This is a genomic window from Sandaracinobacteroides sp. (assembly GCF_057137845.1).
Window position 1 is genome coordinate 1 of sequence record NZ_DBNHFX010000177.1, and the last position, 4,486, is coordinate 4,486.

At 65.9% G+C, this 4,486-nt stretch carries 5 protein-coding genes; all 5 read left to right on the forward strand.

Translation table 11 applies throughout. From position 1 onward, the window contains the following. On the forward strand, positions 1–383 hold a 383-nt coding region (gene cutA, locus AC16JP_RS10090), incomplete at its 5' end, for a divalent-cation tolerance protein CutA (protein WP_484340486.1). A gap of 102 nt (positions 384–485) precedes the next feature. Continuing rightward, positions 486–962: a 50S ribosomal protein L13 gene (rplM, locus tag AC16JP_RS10095; protein WP_484340487.1), complete on the forward strand. Its 477-nt coding sequence runs from the start codon at positions 486–488 to the stop codon at positions 960–962. After that, complete coding sequence (gene rpsI / locus AC16JP_RS10100; protein WP_484340488.1) at positions 959–1,522, forward strand: 30S ribosomal protein S9; 564 nt, start codon at positions 959–961, stop codon at positions 1,520–1,522. Before rplM ends, rpsI begins: the two co-directional genes overlap by 4 nt. Positions 1,523–1,629: 107 nt before the next feature. Then, on the forward strand, positions 1,630–3,696 hold the full coding sequence (locus AC16JP_RS10105) for a protein-disulfide reductase DsbD family protein (RefSeq protein ID WP_484340489.1): 2,067 nt from the start codon (positions 1,630–1,632) through the stop codon (positions 3,694–3,696). Positions 3,697–3,738: 42 nt separating this feature from the next. Then, positions 3,739–4,335, forward strand: a complete 597-nt coding sequence (locus AC16JP_RS10110; RefSeq protein WP_484340490.1) for a redoxin domain-containing protein — start codon at positions 3,739–3,741, stop codon at positions 4,333–4,335. The last annotated feature ends 151 nt before the right edge of the window (positions 4,336–4,486 follow it).

Below are 4,486 nucleotides of genomic sequence, written 5' to 3' on the forward strand. Positions count from 1 at the left end.
GTCGTCGCTGCGACTGCATGGGGCGCGCACGTCATCGGCCGCCGGGGATGAGCGATCTCGTCAGCGTCTATGCGCTGTTCCCCACCGAGGCCGAGGCACGGCGCGTGGCGCGCGCCATGATCGAGCGCCGGCTGGCTGCATGTGTGAACATCCTGTCGGCCTGCGTGTCGCTCTACCGCTGGGAGGGAGAGATCCACGAGGGCAGTGAAACACCCGCCCTGTTCAAGACCACGCGCGAAGCTGCCGACCTGCTGATTTCCGCGATTGCCGAAACGCACAGCTACGACGTGCCGGCCATCCTTGGCTGGCCGGTAGAGCCGCGCCACCCCGCATATGCCGCATGGGTAAAAGCCGAAACGATCGGGCCATCCTCCCTCGGCTAAAGTGTGAGGTATGATTTTACCACACGGCTTTTTCTTGCCTTTTCGCGCCGCTTGCCCTAGGGCCGCGCCACCATTTGCGAACATTCGCGTGAAGGACCATCCATGTTGACCCGCACCACCGCTTCGGTGAAACCCGCCGAAGTCGAAAAGAAGTGGATCCTGATCGACGCTGACGGCCTTGTCGTCGGCCGTCTGGCATCCATCGTCGCCAACCGCCTGCGCGGCAAGCACAAGGCAAGCTTCACCCCGCACGTCGATTGTGGTGACAATGTCATCATCATCAACGCCGACAAGGTGCGCTTCACCGGCCGCAAGCTGACGCAGAAGATGTACTATCGCCACACCGGCTATGCCGGCGGCATCAAGGAAATCCGCGCGGACAAGGTGCTGGAAGGCGCCTTTCCTGAGCGTGTGCTGGAAAAGGCCGTCGAGCGCATGGTGCCGCGCGGCCCGCTCGGCCGGCAGCAGATGAAGAATCTGCGCATCTTCAAGGGTGCCGAGCATCCGCACGCCGCCCAGAACCCGGAGGTGCTCGACGTCGCCTCGATGAACCGCAAGAACAAGGTTGCTGCGAAATGAGCGAGAACACCCCCGCTGAAGACACCCGCATGAGCCTCGCAGACCTTGCGAAGCTGAAGGCGGAAGCCGCTGCTGCCCCGGCGCCCGAAGCTGCGCCAGCTGCAGAAGCCGCTGCCGCCCCGGTGCAGGTGCAGGTGCAGGCCACCCCGCTGCGCCCGCAGCAGATCGACAAGCACGGCCGCGCCTATGCGACCGGCCGCCGCAAGGACGCCGTCGCCCGCGTGTGGCTGAAGCCCGGCTCCGGCAAGATCGTGGTCAACGGCCGCGACCAGACGGTCTATTTCGCCCGTCCGACGCTGCGCCTTGTGATCAACCAGCCGTTCGACGTGGCCGAGCGCCGCGATCAGTATGATGTGGTTGCAACCGTTTCCGGCGGTGGGCTTTCGGGCCAGGCCGGCGCCGTGAAGCATGGCATCGCGCAGGCACTGTCGCGCTATGAACCAGCGCTTCGCACCGCCGTGAAGCAGGCCGGATTCCTGACCCGCGACAGCCGCGCCGTCGAGCGCAAGAAGTATGGCAAGGCGAAGGCCCGCCGCAGCTTCCAGTTCTCGAAGCGCTGATCGACTGCAAAAACCGAACGAGAAAAGCCCGGCCATCGCGCCGGGCTTTTTTCTTGTGCCGGTTGCTTCGCCGAAGCCCGGCCTTGGCCGGATGGCCGCAACCGCCTATGTCGGCAATCAGGATGATCGCCCGCCTTGTTCTTCTGTTGGCGGCGCTGGTTGCAGCGCCAGCATTCGCGCAATCTTCAGCGCAGTTGCCGCACACGCGCGTCGAACTGGTTGCCGAGACCGCCAACCCTGCCGCCGGCAAGGCGTTCACCATCGGCATAGCGCTGACCCCGGCCAAAGGCTGGCACACATATTGGGAACACCCCGGCGACAGCGGCATGCCGACACGCGCCAAATGGGCTGTGCCGGAAGGCGTAAGCGTTTCGCCGCTAAGATACCCGGTGCCGGAAACATTCGTCGTGGCCGGGTTGATGAACCACGTCTATTCGGCTGAAAATACGCTGCTGGCCGATGTGCAGGTGCCGGAAGGCGCCAGCGGCCCGCTGCCGCTGAAGGTCAGGCTGGACTGGCTGGTCTGCGATGAAAGTCTGTGCGTGCCGGAAGGCGCAGACCTGTCGCTGCCACTTGCCATCGGCGACGGCTCGGCCGACGCGTCACAAAAGGCCCGCTTTGCCGCTGCGCGCGCCGCAATGCCGCGCGACCTGCTGGAACAGGCGCATTTCCAGACGATCGGAAAGCGCATCCGCCTGTCCGTCCCGTTCGCCAACACGCAGGCGGTAACGGGCGCGCACTTCTTCGCCGCGTCCGACGACACGGCGCTGTTCGCCAGCCCGCAAACCGTCAGCCGAACGGCCAACGCCATCATCATCGAGACAGACGCCGTTCCCGGCGCCACGCCCGGCGCCATGCCGGGCCTCGTCAGGGTTGAACGCGGCAAGGATGTTCTTGGCCTGACATTGGCCGCCACACCGGGCACCGTCGCACCGGGCGAACCGCTGGCGCGAACAGCGGGGAACGCTGCGTTCTGGCCTGCGTTCGGCTTTGCCGTGCTGGGCGGGCTGCTGCTGAACCTGATGCCCTGTGTGTTCCCGATCCTCAGCCTGAAGGCGCTCAGCCTTGCGAAATCCGGCCATTCCGAACGTGCGGCGCGCACCGAAGGCCTGGCCTATGCCTGCGGCGTGGTGCTGGTGACAACGCTGCTGGGGCTGGGCGCGATCCTGATTTCCAGGGCGGGGGCAGGCGCCGGTTGGGCGTTCCAGCTTCAGGACCCGCGTGTGATCCTGTTCCTGATGCTGCTTACGTTCACGATCGGGCTGAATTTTGCCGGGCTGTTTGATGTCGATGCCCGCTCGGCGAACATGGGCGCGGGCCTTGCGGCAAAACCCGGCCCGAAAGGCGCATTCTTTACCGGCGCGCTGGCCGCGTTCGTGGCAACGCCATGCACCGGGCCGTTCATGGCGGGCGCGCTGGGGGCGGCGATGCTGCTGCCGCCGGCCGCCGGGCTTGCGGTGTTTGCAGGGCTTGGGTTCGGGCTTGCGCTGCCCTTTCTTGCCATCGGTTTCGTGCCTGCGCTGCGCCGCCGTCTGCCGAAGCCCGGCCCCTGGATGCAGACATTCCGCCATGTGCTGGCAGTGCCCATGCTGCTTACGGCGCTCGGCCTCGGGTGGGTGCTGGGGCGGCAGACCGGGGTCGATGGGCTGGTGCTGGGGCTGGCGATCGCGCTGCTGCTGGCGCTGCTGCTGTGGGTTGCCGGAAAACGGCAGCGCAATGCGCGCAGCGCCACGTTGCCGCTGGCGATTGCCGCAGCGCTTGCGGTGTCCGCGCCGGTTCTGGCCGGGCGCCTTGCACCTGCCACCGCCGCAAACGCCGTTCCGGGGCCGGAAAATCTGGCTGCTGTCCCATTCTCGGCCGATGCGTTGCGGCAGGCACAGGCGGCCCGCAAGCCGACGTTCCTGTACTTCACCGCCGACTGGTGCCTTACCTGCAAGGTGAACGAAAAAGGGGCGCTATCCGACCCGCGCGTGGCAACCGCATTCCGTGAGGCCAACATCCAGACCATGGTCGGAGACTGGACCCGGCCAGACACCGAAATCGCCCGCTTTCTGGAGGAACGCGGCCGCGCCGGCATCCCGCTTTATCTGTTCTATGCCGCCGATGGCAGCGTCACCGAACTGCCGCAACTGCTGACGGTCGAGATGCTGACCGATCTTGCAAGGCCAGGTTAATCAAGGCCCGGTTCATCCACGCCGCGATAGAAAGAGACCATGATGAAACATCTTTTCGCAGCCGTCGCCATTGCTGCCTTCGCGGCCCCGGTTACGGCCGCCGCCGTCGTCGGGCAGGCGGCGCCTGCCTTCACCGCAGTCGACAGCAATGGACGCAAGGTGTCGCTAAGTGATTACCGGGGCAAGCCGGTCGTGCTGGAATGGAACAACCCGGAATGCCCGTTCGTGCAGAAGCACTATTCCAGCGGCAACATGCAGCGCCAGCAGGCGGACGCGCGCAAGGGCGGCGCCGTCTGGCTCGTCGTCAATTCAGCGGCACCTGGCAAGCAGGGGGCGATGACGGGGGCCGAAGCCAACACCTGGGTGCGCGGCCAGGGCGCCAGCCCGACCGCCTATCTGCTGGACGGTGATGGCAGCATCGGCCGTGCGTATGGCGCACGCACCACTCCACATATGTTCGTGATCGCAGCAGACGGCACATTGGCCTATGCGGGCGGTATCGACGATGTTCCAAGCGCCGACCCCGCCGACATCGCCAAGGCGAAGCCGCTGGTATCAGAGGCACTGGCCGCAGTGCAGGCCGGCAAGCCGGTCGCAACGCCCAGCAGCCGCGCCTATGGCTGTTCGGTGAAATACTGAGGGTTGGCGGGGCAGGCGGGCGATCCCCCCTGCCCCGCATCAGGCCTTCAGCCCTTGGGCGGAAGCGCGTGGCGGATATGCAGTTCGCGCATCTGCTTTTCCGAGACGGTGGACGGCGCGTTCATCATCAGGTCTTCGGCCTTCTGATTCA

Excerpts from the sequence above, each read along its gene's own strand:
- rplM (WP_484340487.1), top strand. The coding sequence starts at position 486 with ATGTTGACCCGCACCACCGCTTCGGTGAAACCCGCCGAAGTCGAAAAG.
- rpsI (WP_484340488.1), top strand. The coding sequence starts at position 959 with ATGAGCGAGAACACCCCCGCTGAAGACACCCGCATGAGCCTCGCAGAC.
- AC16JP_RS10105 (WP_484340489.1), top strand. The coding sequence starts at position 1,630 with ATGTCGGCAATCAGGATGATCGCCCGCCTTGTTCTTCTGTTGGCGGCG.
- AC16JP_RS10110 (WP_484340490.1), top strand. The coding sequence starts at position 3,739 with ATGAAACATCTTTTCGCAGCCGTCGCCATTGCTGCCTTCGCGGCCCCG.